Raw genomic sequence first — 15430 nt, 5'->3', positions numbered from 1 at the left:
TTGTACGCTATTGCACGGCGACGCCATCGACGAACGCCGTATTGTCCCCCGTCGTCGCTCCTTTGAACTTGATGACGTGCGTACCCGCTGTCGAATAGAAGGCGCGTGTCTCAAAGGCAGCGAAGGTGCCTGTGGATAGAGAGAACGTGCCGATTTTTCTGTTGTCGAAAAAGACATCGAACGTCTGCCGCCCTCCGAAGTTCGTCCGCATCGCCGCTTTGAAGCCGACGGTGTGCATGCCCGCATTCAAAGAGACGCTTTGCTCGAATGCCGCATCATGCTGGATAAACGCCGTCTGCAAGCCATCCGGCGCAGCTTGCGCGCCGAAGTCGGAGCCGTTGCGCTGCACGCCCGTATAGTTCGCGAACGTCCAGCCGCTTGTAATCGGCCCATACGTGTAATTCGCGGTGACCGGCGCTTCGAATCCGGCATTCGTCACCGTGATGCCGCCAGACGTATTGGTAAGCGAGATCCGGTCGATATTCATCGTGCCGGTATTGGCGAACGGATCCAGGCGCAGCTGCTTGATCGTCCCGCTCCAGCCGCTGACGGTACCCAGATCGACCACGTAGTCCGCATAGCCTGTCATGTTGGGCGCGATCGCGAATGTCTTGGATTTCGCCGCCGTGAAGACGGTGTCGGCATTCGTCTTGAAGAACACCTCTGCTTGCGTGGCGCTGGTATTGTTTTTCAGACGAATCTTGAAGTAGCGGTTGGAGGAAGACAAGCCTAAGCCTTCGGCCGAGATCATGTAAGGATCTCCGCCCGTCGAGGTCAGCGTCAGGATGCCGCCGGATACGTTGCCCGCCAGTTCGCTGGCCATGACCCATTGCTGGTAGTCGGCCGTCGAGGACGCGACGCCAAAGTCCCAATCCTGCGCGCCGTAAGTGGCGTTGCCCGTATACGTAAGCGTGGCCGGCTGCGCATTAAACGTGCCCGCGGACGGCTTGAAGTTGACAAACTGGTTGTTTTGCACCGTTCCCGTCGAATTGCCCAGGATACGAACCGCGTAGTTCTCGTCTGCGACGGCCGGATTTTTGGCGTAGTTCGCGATCGTATTGTTTTCCATCGTCATATTGGTGTTGACGCCCGCATTGTTGAAAATAAATACGCCTTCGGCGTCGGTGTCGTGAATGTAATAGTTTTTGAGCGTAATATGATCGTTGGCGCCTTCATAGTCGAAGCCCACGCCGTCGTAGGCGGCCGTGTTCCTGCGGATGTCGGCCAGCTCCCCGCCGTCGAAGGTCAGGTTTCGGCACACCTGAACGACGATGCCGCCGACGCCGAACGGATTGTACGCCGTCCCTAACCTGTTTACGCGCAGATTCGACATCGTCCCGCCGTCGATCCAATGGAAATCGAAGCCCCACATGCCGCCGTTTTCCGTATACAGATTCGACATGACGACGTTTTTGATGGCCGGCGCGTTCACCTCGTGCATGTAGCCGATGCCGACCCGCCCGAAGAAGTTGGCCGTATCGCAGTCGTAAAAGCTGGAGTTGGTCAGCGAAAAGCCGTCCAGCGCCGTGCGTTTCATGCTAAAATCCGTCGCATCTCCCGGCACGCCGCCCGGCCAGGGCTGCAGGCCGCGCACGTCCACGCCGGCGGAGACGTGATTGTAGGTTTCAGGCGCGCTATTGTACGTATGGTTCATATGCCGGAAGATCATGTTGTCGATGGCGATATGGCTCTTGTCGTACACGCCGTTGTACGTCAGCATAATGCCCGTCATCGCGTTTTGCAGCTCCAGACCTGAGATATTCCAGCCGCCGAGACCGTTCAGCGAAATGCAGATCGCATCGACGATACCCGGCGCTATCACCGGCTTGGCTCCCGTCCCGTAGGCGGACAGGGTGATCGGCGAGGCGGCTGTGCCTTCCCCATGCAGCGTCAGCGTTTGTCCGGTCCACGTATCTCCCGTCTTCAGCAGGATTTGGTCCCCCGGACTGAACGTTGCGGCGGACACCTTGGCGAGCGTCTTCCAAGGCGCCGCCGAACTCGTGCCGCTGTTCGCATCGCTCCCTGCGGAATCGCTTACATAATACGTCGCGGCTGCCGCTTCGCCGCTGCGTACGGCGAACAGCAACAGCAGCACGAAGGCGGCACAGCCCAGCAGGTAGACCGTTTTCTTTCCCATCATCCCAGCTCCTCTTGTCATAGAATGGTTGCAAATGGGTCGATCGACTTTAAAAATAGCATGGTATCTCGGCTGCTTCTATCCGGATGTGGTCGAATGCTATTCACTTTTGGGCGGGAAGACGGCGTGGCCGGGCGGGCTGCAGGCGTTATATAGGCATGAAAATAAAAAACGCCGCATCCGCGGGCAGCGGAGCGGCGTCAAGCATGCTTACACGTCTTTATGCGTCAACGCCCAGAGCGAGGGCTCGCTGACGGACAGGGAGGTCGCTCCCGCGTTCAGCGCCGCGGCAGCCTCGGCGGCATTGTCGATCAAACCGCTCGCGACGACGGGAATGTCGGGGAGCGCGTCCGCGAAGGCGCCGATTATTTTGGGGATCGCGCCGGGCATGATCTCGACCGCATCGGGCCGAAGCGATTCCGCCAGCGACAAGCCGGCGGACAGCGCGCGCGAATCGATGACGAACAAGTGCAGTATCGCGTACAATCCGATTCGCTTCGCCTCTTTAATGAGGTGGGCCTTAGGAGTGACGACGCCGTCCGCGCCGATCCAGTCGCGCAGAAGGATCAAGCTTTCCTTGTCGGTGCTCGACAGTCCCCGCACGAGGTCCAGATGGACGAACACGCCTTTGCCCCGCGATCTCGCAGCCTTGGCAAGACGCACCGCCGCGTCTACGGTACCGTCCATGACGAACAGGTTGGCGGCACCGCTTGCCAACGCCTGCTCGCCGGCTTCCTCGGAGCGGACTGCGGCGATCGCCGGACTTTGCGCCAACCGGTGCAGCAGCGTCATTCGTTACGCCGCCTTTCCTTCGGATCGTCCGACTCGCTCGCAGGCAGCAGCCGAATGACCCGATATCCACCGTCGAAGCCCGCGGCCGTCACGTACTGACGCGAACCTTGGCCGAAGGCGTCTTCGTGCGCGAAGTGAACATGACCGCAGAAGATGCCGATCAGATTTGCTTCCGGATTGTTCAGCAGCAGCTCGTAAAAGGCGAGCGTCGCCTCTCCAGGCGGTTCGACCTGCCATTGCCTCCTTAGATCGGCATCCCATCCCTGCGCAGCCATCATGATGGGGGATCCCCAGACGCGAACGACGTCGGGCAGCAGCGAAGGCACATAAATGGGGATATGCATGAACAGAAGTGTCGGCATCCCCCGCGACAGCGCTAGTTCAAAGGCGGCCAACTGCGCTTCCGAGATTTGATAAGTGCTGTTGTCGACAGCGGCCAGCAGAATGCCGCCGATCTCCATCGTACGGAAGGCCGGGTCTCCCTCCGTGAACCTGGCAAACTTGGCGTATTGTTTGGCGCGAGTCGCCTCTCCCCAAGGCAAACCCGGATATTCCCAATCGTGATTGCCTGGCGTGTACAGATAGGGCGCTTGCAGACCAGACAGTCGCTTTTCCAAAAAAGCCAAGTTCCCTGCGGTCGCTCCGTTCACGATATCCCCCGTCAGAACGACGCCGTCGGCCTGCAGGTCCTTCGCATAAGCGAGCGCCCTGTCGAATCGGTTCTGCGTATCCAAAGCGTCGAAGTTGTAAAGCCGAATCGACTCCGCCAACGTCTCTACGCCTTCCGTCAGATCGGATGCGTTCATATGGCTATCTGTCACGTGCAGCAGGGTGATCGGCGCCGGCAATCCCTCTATTCGAATAATCGTTTGCCTGTCGCTGTTCGTACGTATGTGCTCATACCTCATGTATTTCCCCTCCATGCCGCAGCTCTTTTTCAATTTCAGCCAAGCTTCGTATGACCTTATCCGCCAAAGGACGTCCTTCCGCTGGTATTTCTGCCTTTTCTGTATCCGCAGAATTTGGAGTTAACCATACGGTGTACAATCCAGCCCGTTTGCCGCCCGTGATATCGGTATCGTAGTTGTCGCCGACCATCACTGCACGATCGCCCTCTCCACCGCAAAGCTGTAGCGCATAACGGAATAAATACGGCTCGGGCTTACCTACGTACGCAGCCTTCTTTTTTGAAGCTGACTCGACCGCTGCCGCGAGCGCACCCGTTTCCGGAACCGGATAGCCTCCTTCTCCCGGATGACAGGCGTCCGCATTTGCGGCGATGAGCATGGCCCCCGCAGAGACTGACTGCGCGAGCCATTCCAGCTTTTCATAGGTGAATGCCGGATCGAGCCCGATGACCGCCGCGTCCACCGCACCCCTTTCGCCCGAGTCCAGCACATGGTGCCCGGCTTCCCGAAGCGCCGCCACGAACGCATCGCTCCCCGCCGCCGCCAGCTTCAGACAGCCATGCAGCTCCCTGATGAAGCGTCCCGTATACTCGGTCGCCGTCACGATGTCGCGGGACGAAGCCTGAATGCCCATACCGTTCAGCTTGCGGGCGATTTCCTCTGCCGTATGTCTCGAATTGTTGGTTACAAACTGAATCGGTTTGCCTGCGGATCTGAGCGTATTCATCACTTCCCGCGCGCCCGGCATCGGTTCCCTGCCGCGGTAGAGCGTCCCGTCCAGATCGAACAACCAGGTATGCATGTCGAATAGCGCTCTCGTTTCTATTCCGCCTGGCATGCGCGTTTCCCTCCTCCGGTTTTTCGGCAACAAAAAAACTCCACACGGCAAACGAAGCGGATTCGCACCGCTATCGTCTGCCGTCTGGAGTTATCGCTTGTCCTTGGCCCCAAATCGACGAGGACAGTATATCACGCTGCGCGGATCGTCGGCAATAGTGTCTGCCAGCGTTTTCATTTGCCGTTGTTCCTACTACGAATTGGAGGTAAACTTTGACTATGAGCTTAGATAACGAGAGGAGCATGACATTGGCCCCGCACTATTCGATCGCCTATCACACCGGCAATATCGATGAGAAAGATTGGACGGACGTTCAACCTGCTCATATAAGCAACTATTTGTGGGAAACGGATGGGGACGCGCCTTACCGTCCGGAGACGAATGCACAGCTCTGCTGGACGGAGGATGCGCTTCACGGGAGATTCGTATGCTACGAGGAATCCCCCGTCATCCGCCACTCCGGCGCCAATGCGCCGGTTTACCGCGACAGCTGCGTCGAGTTTTTCCTGCAGCCGGCGCCCGAGACGGACGCGCGATATTTGAATTTCGAATTCAACGCAGCAGGCACGCTGCTGCTTGGCCTTGGCGTAGATCGTGAAGATCGGGACATGTCGCATGGATTAGAACCCGAACGCTTCTCCATCGTCGCCGAACGCGGACTCGCGGACGATGCAGGGCGCATCTATTGGACGCTATCCTTCCGCATTCCGTTTGATTGGTTGACTGAGGTGTTCCCCGGATTTTCCCCAGCAACGGGCAATACGTTTAAGGGCAACTTCTACAAATGCGGAGACGAGACGCCGGTCCCGCATTTTATAGCCTGGTCTCCGGTCGGCGTTCCGACGCCGGACTTTCATCTTAGCGAATATTTCGGCACGCTTGTCTTCAACGGCGCTAACGTTTGACGGCGGCAACGATTTCGGATAATGACAATAAAGATCAATCTTGTTAAAGACGTCATCCCATGCCACGCTCGCCCGCCGGAATCGAATTCCGCGCGGGCTCTTCCGGTTTCCGTACGCAGGCTTATATTTAATAGAAAAAAGCGGAAGGAAACGGGCCGTCTCGAACGTTACGGGCTGAACGGGCAGGCGGCGCAAGCCGTTGTATGCCGATTGCGTTGCATGTACACTAGGAGTCAGCGAACCGAGCAGTCGCCGCGACGCTTGCCGCGGAAGGCGACGGCGGGTTTTCATGCGTCTCGCGGCATGAGGCGCGGCGCTTCAACGATGGGTCGAGGGAGGAATAGACGATGCGCGATTGGAAACGGCATGCCGCGGCGCTCGGCGTCCTGCTGCTGCTGGCCGGATGCCGGGAATCGGGAAATTCGGCCGGCGGCGGCCTACCTGCCTCCGCTGCCGCTACCGAAGAATTCGCTGCCAACAACGCTGCCGCCGGCCTGCGCTCGGACCCTTCCGGCGCCGAGCCGGCAAGGACGGTCTACGACCCGCCGATCGTCGTGACGGTCGTGCGCGATCTCGGCGGGGAGACGACCTTCGCGCAGGGCGAGTCGATCAACGACAATGCCTGGACCCGCTTCATCCGCGAACGGCTCGGCATCGTCGTCCATACCGCGTGGACGGCCGGCTCCGAGCAGACGATCCGCCGGCTCAACGTCGCCGTCGCCTCGAACCAGCTGCCGGACTACTTCTCCGCGACTGCCGCGCAGCTGCGGCAATTGGCCGCCGCCGGCCAGCTCGCCGAGCTCGGCGAGCTGGTGGAGCGCTACGGCTCCGAGCGGACGAAGGCCCGCATCGCCGGCATGGAAGGCGGCGTACAGGCGGCCACGTTCGACGGTCGCCTGCTCGCCGTGCCTGCCGGCTTGTCCGTACGCGACTATGCCCCCGTGCTCTGGATCCGGGACGATTGGCTTCGCCGGCTGGGGCTGCAGGCGCCCGCGACGATGAACGACGTGCTGGCGATCGCGGCGGCATTCGCCGACAAGGACCCCGACGGCAACGGAAAAGACGATACGTACGGACTCGGCCTGCACAAGGGGCTGTTCGGCGCGAACGAGGGCTACGGCTTCGCTACGATCGAAGGCTTTTTCAACGGATTCGGCGCCTATCCTTTCTCCTGGGTGGCTGGCGACAACGGACGTCTGGCCTACGGCGGCACGCAGCCGGCGACGAGAGAAGCGCTGCTCGCGCTGCAGCGTCTGTATCGCGAGGGGCGGATCGATCCCGACTTCGCGATCAAGGACGAGGCGGGCGTTGCCGACCTGGCGGACGAGGGCCGGCTGGGCATGGCCTACGGCGCGATGTGGAGCGCCCTGAATCCGCTCTATCGCAGCCGCGTGGCGGAGCCGGCCGCGGACTGGCAGGCGTACCCGATCGCGGGTGCCGCCGGTCCCGCGGACGCGCAGACGCCGGCCACCGCCGTCACCAACTATTATGTAGCCAGCCGGAACGCCGATCATCCGGAAGCGCTCATCCGGATGCTGAACCTGTATGCGGAGCTCGACGATCCCGCGATGCCTCAACCCTTATACGACAGCCTCAGCAATCAGGGCGTGCGCGAGATATGGAAGTACTTTCCTTTCAACGGCTTCGTCGATCCCGACAAAAACCTGCTCACGCGCCGCAGCGTCGCGGCTGCGCTGTCAGGCGGCTCCACCGACGGAATGACACGGGAGCAGCTGGCGACCTACGCGCATGTGCTCGCCGATCGGCAGGGCGGCACGGCCGCCGATTGGGCGTATTCGCGCATCTTCGGTGAAGGCGGATCGATGGCGATCATCGACGGCTACATCGGCGCGGACAAGCTGCGGCCGAGCTTGCACGGCGATTTTCGGAGCGCCGAAGACGTCGAGCTATTCGGCCTGCTGCAGCGGATGGAAGTCGAGACCTACACCCGTATTGTGCAGGGAGAATCCATTCTTCTGTACGACGACTGGCTCGAACGCTGGCGGACGATGGGCGGCGAGCGGCTGACCGCCGCGGCCGAAGCCTCCCGTCAGCAGCAGTCCTCCGTTCCGCGCTGAATCGCGTCGCTGACGTGATCGGGATCATGAAGCGCCTGCATCGCAATCAAGCGCAATCAAGCGCAATCAATCGAAACCTATTCGAATGAACACAATCGGCATTCATCCAACATCAATCGCCCTGGACGGGCATAGGAGGCGCATTCGCATGCGTATCGTCGTTATCGGAGGCAGCGGTCATGTAGGGAGCTATATGATTCCGCAGCTGGTTCGTCTCGGCCATGAAGTCGTCAACGTCAGCAGAGGCATGCGCGAACCTTACCGGGCAGATCCGGCGTGGCGGGAGGTCGAGGGCATCGCGGCGGATCGCAGCGCCGAGGAGGCCGCCGGCAGCTTCGGCCGGCGAATTCGGGACCTTCGGCCGGACGCGGTCGTCGACATGATCTGCTACACGGCGGAGAGCGGCCGGCAGATCGTCGAGGCGCTCGCGGGCGAGGTGCAGCATTATTTATCGTGCGGCACGCTGTGGGTGCATGGCCACAGCACGGTCGTGCCCGCGACCGAGGAGCTGCCCCGCAGGCCGTTCGGCGAGTACGGCATCCGCAAGGCGGAGCTGGAGCGCTACTTGCTGGACGTATCCGGGCGGACGGGATTTCCCGCGACTATCCTGCATCCCGGCCATATCGTCGGCCCGGGCTGGGAGCCGCTCAATCCGGCGGGACATTTCCATCTTCGCGTCTTCGAAGCGCTGGCATCGGGCGGCGAGGTGCTCCTCCCGAATCTCGGGATGGAGACGGTGCATCACGTACACGCGGAGGATGTCGCCCAGTCGTTCGTGAAGGCGCTGCAGCGCAGAAGCGAATCGGTGGGCAACAGCTTCCACGTCGTCTCGGGCGCGGCGCTCACGCTGCGCGGCTATGCGGAGGCGGTCGCTTCCTGGTTCGGCTGCGAGCCCGTGCTGCGCTTCGTGCCGTTCGAAGCGCTGCGGGCGTCGCTCTCGACGGACGAGGCGCGCGCCGTATGGGACCATATCGCGCATAGCCCCAACGCGAGCATCGGCAAGGCGCGGCGCCTGCTCGGCTACGAGCCTCGGTATACGTCGCTGGAGGCGGTGCGCGAGTCGCTCGATTGGCTCATCGCGCGCGACCGCGTCGCCTTGCCTTCGTCGGCGAACTAAGCGAATGATCTCGCTCAGTTCCGGCATGCGGCGCGGCACGGCAGCCCGCATGCCCATCCGCCTGCGTCCCGTCCGGACGGGTATGCGGCCGGCGGGAGCGCCCGCCTGATGCGCGCGGAGAAGACCGCCTCCCTCCGTCTGCTGCCCCGTCTGCTGCTCGTATTCCTGCTCGTGCTCAGTCCGCTGTATATCATCGGCGTGCAGATCAACCGGAGCGGCTCGACGAACATGGAGCGGGAGATCGCCAAGTCCCTCACATCGCGCGCCGAGTTGTACATGGAGATGCTTGACGGCGACTTCGAGAGCATCCAGATGTCGCTCCAGGACTTCGTCAACGCCGAGGATGCCATCCAGCTCGCCCTGGCTTCGGACATGCTGTCCGCCAGCGACCGGACCGCATCCATCCAGCGAATCAAAGAACGGCTCGACGTCCTTCTGCGGGCGAACGGCATCGCCGAGGAAGCGACGCTCTCGATACCCGACCTGCGCCACACGATCTCCTCCAATCGCGGGGGCGTCGCGCCGCTGGACGAAGACATGCTGCAGGCGCTCGCAGCGGCGGACGCCTCGCCGCTCGCCGTGCGCGACGGGCGCCTATACCTGACGCTGCGATATCCGGCGGCTGCAAGCGGCGCCCGCCCGCTGTTCGTGGCGGCGGCGGAGATCTCGCGCGATCGTCTGGCCGAGCTGCTCGCCCGCTTCGCCGGCGGCAGCGGCGCGGCGCTGCTGACAGCCCGGCGAAGCGATTGGTCCGTCTCGGCCTCGGGCGGCTCGTCCGGACCTGCCGTCTCCGACCCCGCCGCGCTGCTGGCGGCGGTGCCGGAAGCGGGCATCGCCGACGCGAAGATCGGCGGCGAGCGCTACATGGCCGTCCGCCAGGAGTCCCGCTTGTTCGACATCAGCCTCGCCATGCTCGCGCCGGAGCGGGACGTCAATCCCGCGCTTCGCACGCACAAGCGCTGGCTGGCCGTCCTGTCTGCGGCGTCCGTGCTCGTCGTGCTGGCCTTCGCCTACAGCTTGTACAGGATGATACACCGCCCGCTTCTGTCGCTGCTGACCTCGTTTCGCAGAATGGAGCAGGGCGCGCTGGAGCAGAACGTCGTCTATCGGCGCAGGGACGAATTCGGCTACTTGTACGAACAGTTCAACGCCATGTCCAAGCGACTGAACGTGCTCGTGCACGAGGTGTACGAGCAGCAGTACCGGCTGCAGCTGTCCGAGCTTCGGCACCTGCAATCGCAGATCAACCCTCATTTTTTGTACAACACTTACTTCATTCTCTACCGGATGGCCGAGCTGGAGGAGCACGACAACGTGATGAGACTCACCCGCCATCTCGGAGATTACTTCCAATACATCACCCGCGACGGCTCCGACGAGGTCGAGCTGGGCAGGGAAGCCGCCCATGCCCGCACCTACGCGGACATTCAGAGCATGCGCTTCGGCAGCCGGATATCCGTCCGCTTCGACGACACGCCGCCGGATATCGAGCGGATGCCGTTGCCCCGCCTCCTGCTGCAGCCGATCATCGAGAACGCCTACAAGTACGCGCTTGAGCCGCGGATGCGGGACGGCAGGCTGCATGTCGCTTTCCTATCGGACGCGTACGGGGTGACGATTGCCGTCGACGACAACGGCGAAGGTCTGGACGAGGAAGACCTCGTACGGCTGCAGGCCCGACTGGGATCGCCGGATGCGACGGAGAGCACCGGTATGATCAACGTGCACCGCCGATTGCAAATCAAGTACGGGACGGATGCCGGTCTGCGGCTGCGAAGGAGCTCGCTCGGAGGCCTGCGGGTGGAGATCGTCGTACCAAAGCTTGACCGAGGAGATGAGCCCCATGATATCACTGCTGATCGTGGACGATGAACCGTATACGGCCGACGGGCTGCGCGGCATGCTCGCCGAGCGCGAAGAACTGGGCCTGGAGCTGTACGTCGCCTACTCCGCCGAGGAAGCCCTGCAGCGTCTTCGGCGCATGCGGGTGGACATCGTGCTGAGCGATATCCGGATGCCCGGCATGAGCGGGCTCGAGCTGCACGAGTGGCTCCGGTCCCGCTGGCCGCGCAGCAAGGTGATCTTCTTGACCGGCTACGGCGATATAGCCAACGTACAGCAGGCGCTGCGCGGCGGCAGCGTCGACTACATCCTGAAGACCGAGGGCGACGAAGCGATCGTCGCAGCAGTACGGGGCGCGATCGCGAGGCTCGAGGAGGAGCTCCGCGGCGAGCGGATCATGATGCGCGCCCAGGCGCAGATGCGGGAGGAGCTCGCGCTGCTGCGCCGCGAATGGTTCGCGCGGACGGCCGAGGCGGGCGGTCCCCTGACGGCCCGGGACCGGGCGCGTTTCACCGAGCTGGAGCTGCCATTGTCGCCGGACGCGCCGGTCCAGCTTGTCCTGGGACGCGTGGACCGTTGGGACGAAGCCGCCGGACCGTCGGATCGGCGGCTGATGATTAACGCGATCCAAAATATCGCCGGCGAATACTTAAGCCCGGTCTCGCTGCTGGCCTTGCCGATCGGGGACTCCCGATTCGTCTGGCTGATCCAGCCGGGAACCGGCGCTTGGGCGGAGACGCTGATCTTCGTCAACGGCATGCTCGACCGGGTGCAGCAGACGATCGGCCAGCTGCTCAAGCTGCCGGTCTCACTCGTCACGACGGGTACCGCATGCGGCTGGGAGCGGCTGCCCGACGACTACCGTACGGTCAAGCAGATGATGCTGATGGGCTACGGCGACGAGCAGGAAATGCTGATGACCGGCTGCGGCGACAAGCATCCCGCCGCCTCCGAGGGGCGCAGCGACGGACTGTCGCCGGCGCTGGCCGCCGAGCTCGAGCTGGCCCTCGATTCCGGCTTGGCCGACGACTTCGCCGCCCGGCTGGACGAGATTTTCGCCGTGCTGCCGGCCCGGTACGCCCTGTTCGCCCAGGCGTACTACGCGGCGGCGATACTGCTGCTCGGCCAGATCGACAGGCTGGGCGAAGAGGGCGCCGGGTTCGACGACGTTGCGGAGCGCCTGACGGAGCTCGGCCGGCACGCCTCCAGGGAGGAGGCGGTCCAATGCCTCAAGGACACCGCCCGCCTGCTCGCCGCCAGACGGACGGCGCTGCTCGGGGAGCGGACGCATCGCGTCATCCGTATGCTGAACCAGCATATCGCGGAGCATCTGGACAGCGACCTGTCGCTGGAGGCGCTGGCGGGCGTCGTCTATCTGAATCCCTCCTATCTGTCGACGCTCTACAAGCAGAGCACCGGCAATAACTTGTCCGACTATATCGCCGAGATGCGCATGGACAAGGCGCGGGCGCTGCTCGCCCAGCCCCAGCTGCGGATTCACGAGATCGCCCCGCGCGTGGGCTTCGGCGCCGCCGCCTACTTCACCCGCTTTTTCAAAAAGCATGCGGGTCTGACGCCGCAGGAATATCGCAGCCAGCTGCCTCAGGAGTGATCGCGGACAGGATTTGTAGAAGAAAGACAAGGAATCTAGAAGAAGTGAAATATACGACAAAACCGGCGCCGGGGTATACTCGATGTGCCAAGACGGACGGGGATGGACGACGAGAAGTCGGCCGTCCTTTTTTTGCATCGACCGTCAATATCGGAGCAACGGAGGTTCGCATCTATGCGCGCAGAACAAGCACCCCACTCTCGGACATCGGCTGCCCAGCAGCGATTGAAAATCAGCGATAACGGACGGTACCTCGTCCATGAGGACGGCACGCCGTTTTTCTGGCTGGCGGATACGGCCTGGGAGCTTTTCCACAAGCTCGACCGTGAAGAGGCCACCCATTACTTGGAGACGCGCGCGGCCCAGGGGTTCAACGTCGTGCAGGCGGTCGCGCTAGCCGAATTCGAGGGCGCGACGTCGGACAACCGCTACGGGCGGCGCCCGCTTCACGCCAACGAGGAGGGCCGCGTCGATCCGACGCGGCCGGACACCGACGGCGACTATTCATACTGGGATCATGTCGACGCCGTCATCGCCGAAGCCGCCCGGCTGGGCATCTACGTCGCGCTGCTGCCGACCTGGGGGGATAAGATCAACCTGGGCTGGGGCAAAGGACCGGAGATGTTCGATCCGGACAACGCGCGCGTATACGGCCGCTGGCTGGGCGAGCGCTACAGACGGACGCCGAACATCGTCTGGGTGCTCGGCGGCGACCGCAATCTCGACACGCGCCGCCACTTCCAGACGGTGCTCGCGCTGGCCGAGGGCGTGCGCGAAGGCGACGGCGGCAGCCATCTGGCCACCTATCACCCGACCGCGCCGTTCTCCTCGAGCCGCCAGCTCCACGACGAAGCCTGGCTTGACTTCAACATGATTCAGTCGGGCCATTTCAAAATCAACGGAGACAACTGGCAGCTCGTGCGGGACGACTATGCCCGCCTGCCGGTCAAGCCGACGCTCGACGGCGAGCCCTGCTACGAGGATCTGCCGGTCAACTTCGATCCGGCCAACGGCTATTTCGACGAAGCCGACGTGCGCAGAGCCGCCTATTATGCCGTGCTGTCCGGCGCCTTCGGCCATACGTACGGCCATCATTCGGTCTGGTCGATGTGCGACGGCTGCTATGCGTCCACCTCGTTCGACGAGCCCGGCGCCTTTTACATCATGCATTGGCGCGCGGCGCTCGAGCGCCCGGGCGCCCGCCAGATGCGGCATCTGAAGGACCTGATCGAGTCCCGGCCTTATCTCTCGCTCGCGCCCGCCCAGGAGCTGCTGGCGTCCAACCTGACCGGCGCGAGCTACCGCGTCGCGGCGATGGGCGACGGCTACGCTTATATCTACTGTCCGAGCGGCCTCTATGTCGAAGCGGACGGAGACGCGATCCCCGCCGCGCGCGTCGAGGCTTCGTGGTACGATCCCCGCACCGGCGCGCGGACGTCCGCAGGCATTCGTGACGCATCGGGCAAGCTGCGCTACGACGCGCCGAGCAGCGGCAGAGGCTGCGACTGGGTGCTGACGCTGGAGTGGGCCGACTGACGACGGGAGGCTGACGCGATGCATACGATACTGGTCGTCGACGACGAGATGATCGTCTGCCAGGGCATCAAGGACTACCTGGAGCGCCATCAGCCCGGCATCGGGCAGGTGCTCACGGCGCTGAACGGATACGAGGCGCTCGATTATCTGCGAATGGAGAGCGTCGATCTCGTCCTCACCGACATTCAGATGGACGGCATGAACGGTATCGAGCTGATGGAGTCGATCCTGTCCGAGCAGCCCGATATTCCCGTCGTCGTCATCTCCGCCCACGACGAGTTCGAATACGCCCAGCGGTGCATTCGGCTCGGCGCGCGCGATTACCTGATCAAGCCGGTCAAGCTGGACTTACTGACGGAAATCGTGACGCGGGAGCTCGGCGAGCGCCATACCCGGTACAAGCGGCTGCTCGAGGACTCGCTCAAGCTGCGGTTCTCGCTTGCCGGCATGGCGCTGCTGCGGACGTACATGCTGAACGAGCTGCTCGGCGGCGACGCGGGACATTCCGACGACGCCCCGTTCGTCATGGATCAGATCGGCGTCGAGCTGGTCGGACCCGCGTTCGCCGTCATGGCGGTCGACCTGCGCTGGAGCCGCGGCGGACCCGGCGGACGGGCGCCCGTCACGCTGCGCGACCGCAATCTGCTGAAGTACGCGGCCGTCAACATCGCGGAGGAGACGCTGTCGGACTGGCGCGCCATCGCCTTCTACGGACAGGGCGGCCGGATCATGGCGATTCTGCAGCTGGAGGAGACGGGACCTGACCGGCGCGCCGATACGGCTTCCCGTCTTAACATGATCGGTCACGCGCTCGCCGCCAATCTCGGCGACTATCTCCAGCTTGACTGCGCCATCGGCATCAGCGCGCCGCGCCGCGGGCTCGACAGCCTCGCGGCGTGCGGCGACGAGGCGCTGAGCGCGCTCAAGTGGCATGGCCTTTACGAGCGCCAGCGCGTTTTTTACGCGGAGGACTTCTCCGTAAAGGACGCGCAGCTGAAGGTGAACTGGCAGGCGCGGTCCGACGAGCTGCTCGAGTGGATGAAGGTGGGCCAGCGCAGCGAGGAAGCCGAGCTGCGTGCGGCGGCGTTCGTCGACGAGATCGCGGCCGTATTCGAACGCGAAGACGCCACGGCGGGCATTCCGCTTAGTATCGCCTACCGCGTTTACTCGACGCTGCTTGAGATGAAGGATACGGTCGGAGACCGCTATACGACGCTCAATCCGCTCGTTTATTTTCAGTTTCCGATGCCCGCTCCCGAGCTGCGGCGGCGTCTGGCCGACTTCCTGACGGAGGCGGCGGACCTGATCAAGCACTCGATGAGCGATCACGACGACGCGGTCGTCCGCGGTGCGCAAGCCTTTATCCGCTCTCATTATCGGAGCAAGGGGCTTAAGATTCAGGATATTGCCGGACACGTGCATCTGAGCGCCAACTATTTGAGCCATCTGTTCAAGCAGATTACTGGCGAGACCGTGTGGGAGTTCGTCACCCGGCTGCGCATGGAGGAAGCGCGGCATCTGCTGCTGAACACGGCAAAAAAGCGCTACGACATCGCCGATTCGGTCGGCTACGAATCGCCCGAGCACTTCAGCAGAGTGTTCAAGCGCTACTACGGCGAGAGTCCGAATGCCCTAAGAGCGTGACGCCCGGCGCCTGTCCGAATG

At 62.9% G+C, this 15430-nt stretch carries 11 protein-coding genes; 7 read left to right on the top strand and 4 right to left on the bottom strand.

The features are described 5' to 3' along the window. Positions 1 to 7 precede the first annotated feature (7 nt). The 4 genes from ACFOTD_RS26020 to ACFOTD_RS26005 all read right to left on the bottom strand — a co-directional run bounded on the left by ACFOTD_RS26020 (position 8) and on the right by ACFOTD_RS26005 (position 4675). A complete protein-coding gene (locus ACFOTD_RS26020; protein ID WP_378122866.1) occupies positions 8 to 2140 on the bottom strand; it encodes a hypothetical protein in 2133 nt (710 codons plus the stop codon). Between the two features lie 207 nt (positions 2141 to 2347). Beyond that, positions 2348 to 2929, bottom strand: a complete 582-nt coding sequence (locus ACFOTD_RS26015; protein ID WP_378122865.1) for a glycerol-3-phosphate responsive antiterminator — start codon at positions 2927 to 2929, stop codon at positions 2348 to 2350. Further along, on the bottom strand, positions 2926 to 3837 hold the full coding sequence (locus ACFOTD_RS26010) for a metallophosphoesterase family protein (protein ID WP_378122864.1): 912 nt from the start codon (positions 3835 to 3837) through the stop codon (positions 2926 to 2928). Before ACFOTD_RS26010 ends, ACFOTD_RS26015 begins: the two co-directional genes overlap by 4 nt. Then, a complete protein-coding gene (locus ACFOTD_RS26005; protein WP_378122863.1) occupies positions 3827 to 4675 on the bottom strand; it encodes an HAD-IIA family hydrolase in 849 nt (282 codons plus the stop codon). The genes ACFOTD_RS26010 and ACFOTD_RS26005 overlap by 11 nt, the downstream gene beginning before the upstream one ends. 218 nt (positions 4676 to 4893) lie before the next feature. Here ACFOTD_RS26005 and ACFOTD_RS26000 point away from each other — a divergent pair, with 218 nt between their 5' ends. The 7 genes from ACFOTD_RS26000 (at position 4894) to ACFOTD_RS25970 (ending at position 15409) form a co-directional block, all read left to right on the top strand. After that, on the top strand, positions 4894 to 5580 hold the full coding sequence (locus ACFOTD_RS26000; RefSeq protein WP_378122862.1) for a carbohydrate-binding family 9-like protein: 687 nt from the start codon (positions 4894 to 4896) through the stop codon (positions 5578 to 5580). 347 nt (positions 5581 to 5927) lie between these two features. Beyond that, on the top strand, positions 5928 to 7658 hold the full coding sequence (locus ACFOTD_RS25995; RefSeq protein ID WP_378122861.1) for an extracellular solute-binding protein: 1731 nt from the start codon (positions 5928 to 5930) through the stop codon (positions 7656 to 7658). 148 nt (positions 7659 to 7806) lie between these two features. Further along, positions 7807 to 8775: an NAD-dependent epimerase/dehydratase family protein gene (locus ACFOTD_RS25990; RefSeq protein WP_378122860.1), complete on the top strand. Its 969-nt coding sequence runs from the start codon at positions 7807 to 7809 to the stop codon at positions 8773 to 8775. A 108-nt stretch (positions 8776 to 8883) separates the two neighbouring features. Next, on the top strand, positions 8884 to 10647 hold the full coding sequence (locus ACFOTD_RS25985; protein ID WP_378122859.1) for a sensor histidine kinase: 1764 nt from the start codon (positions 8884 to 8886) through the stop codon (positions 10645 to 10647). Then, a complete protein-coding gene (locus tag ACFOTD_RS25980; RefSeq protein ID WP_378122858.1) occupies positions 10619 to 12229 on the top strand; it encodes a response regulator transcription factor in 1611 nt (536 codons plus the stop codon). Before ACFOTD_RS25985 ends, ACFOTD_RS25980 begins: the two co-directional genes overlap by 29 nt. Positions 12230 to 12403: 174 nt before the next feature. After that, positions 12404 to 13765, top strand: a complete 1362-nt coding sequence (locus tag ACFOTD_RS25975) for a glycoside hydrolase family 140 protein (RefSeq protein WP_378122857.1) — start codon at positions 12404 to 12406, stop codon at positions 13763 to 13765. An 18-nt stretch (positions 13766 to 13783) separates the two neighbouring features. Beyond that, a complete protein-coding gene (locus tag ACFOTD_RS25970; protein WP_378122856.1) occupies positions 13784 to 15409 on the top strand; it encodes a response regulator transcription factor in 1626 nt (541 codons plus the stop codon). Positions 15410 to 15430: the final 21 nt, after the last annotated feature.

It is taken from the genome of Cohnella sp. GCM10012308 (genome assembly GCF_042649185.1).
In the GTDB taxonomy this organism is placed as follows: domain Bacteria; phylum Bacillota; class Bacilli; order Paenibacillales; family Paenibacillaceae; genus Cohnella.
This window is presented reverse-complemented; position numbering and strand designations above follow the sequence as displayed.

Bases quoted from the DNA above. Each gene is read 5' to 3' on its own strand.
- ACFOTD_RS26015 (WP_378122865.1), bottom strand. From the start codon at position 2,929: ATGACGCTGCTGCACCGGTTGGCGCAAAGTCCGGCGATCGCCGCAGTC.
- ACFOTD_RS26000 (WP_378122862.1), top strand. From the start codon at position 4,894: ATGAGCTTAGATAACGAGAGGAGCATGACATTGGCCCCGCACTATTCG.
- ACFOTD_RS26005 (WP_378122863.1), bottom strand. From the start codon at position 4,675: ATGCCAGGCGGAATAGAAACGAGAGCGCTATTCGACATGCATACCTGG.
- ACFOTD_RS25980 (WP_378122858.1), top strand. From the start codon at position 10,619: ATGATATCACTGCTGATCGTGGACGATGAACCGTATACGGCCGACGGG.
- ACFOTD_RS25995 (WP_378122861.1), top strand. From the start codon at position 5,928: ATGCGCGATTGGAAACGGCATGCCGCGGCGCTCGGCGTCCTGCTGCTG.
- ACFOTD_RS25990 (WP_378122860.1), top strand. From the start codon at position 7,807: ATGCGTATCGTCGTTATCGGAGGCAGCGGTCATGTAGGGAGCTATATG.
- ACFOTD_RS25970 (WP_378122856.1), top strand. From the start codon at position 13,784: ATGCATACGATACTGGTCGTCGACGACGAGATGATCGTCTGCCAGGGC.
- ACFOTD_RS25985 (WP_378122859.1), top strand. From the start codon at position 8,884: ATGCGCGCGGAGAAGACCGCCTCCCTCCGTCTGCTGCCCCGTCTGCTG.
- ACFOTD_RS26020 (WP_378122866.1), bottom strand. From the start codon at position 2,140: ATGATGGGAAAGAAAACGGTCTACCTGCTGGGCTGTGCCGCCTTCGTG.
- ACFOTD_RS25975 (WP_378122857.1), top strand. From the start codon at position 12,404: ATGCGCGCAGAACAAGCACCCCACTCTCGGACATCGGCTGCCCAGCAG.
- ACFOTD_RS26010 (WP_378122864.1), bottom strand. From the start codon at position 3,837: ATGAGGTATGAGCACATACGTACGAACAGCGACAGGCAAACGATTATT.